The organism is Streptomyces sp. GbtcB7 (assembly GCF_019091445.1).
Classification (GTDB): domain Bacteria; phylum Actinomycetota; class Actinomycetes; order Streptomycetales; family Streptomycetaceae; genus Streptomyces; species Streptomyces mirabilis.
On record NZ_JAGXJM010000500.1, the window covers coordinates 1 to 245 of the forward strand.

Consider the following 245-nt stretch of genomic DNA (forward strand, 5'->3'; position numbering starts at 1 on the left):
TGTCGAGAACATGCTCGTCGCGTTGGATGCCGCGGGTGCCGGGATCGCGGACGTCGCCTCGACGCGGGTCCTCGTCGCGTCGTCGGAGCGGCGGGATCTGGTCGCGGCCTGGGAGGTCGTGCGCGCGGCGTTCGGTGAGCACGACGTGCCGAGCACCCTGATGGGGGTGGCCGCCCTGGGCTACGAGGACCAGTTGGTGGAGGTCGAGGTCGTCGCCGCGGTGCGTCCGGGCTGATCGGCGGATG

The 245-nt window shown here is 72.2% G+C and carries 1 protein-coding gene; it reads left to right on the forward strand.

Annotated elements, in window-relative coordinates; translation table 11 throughout:
- Positions 1–235 (forward strand): Rid family hydrolase (locus tag KVT44_RS56620; RefSeq protein WP_254651261.1); only part of this gene is annotated, 235 nt, incomplete at its 5' end.
- Positions 236–245 lie beyond the last annotated feature (10 nt).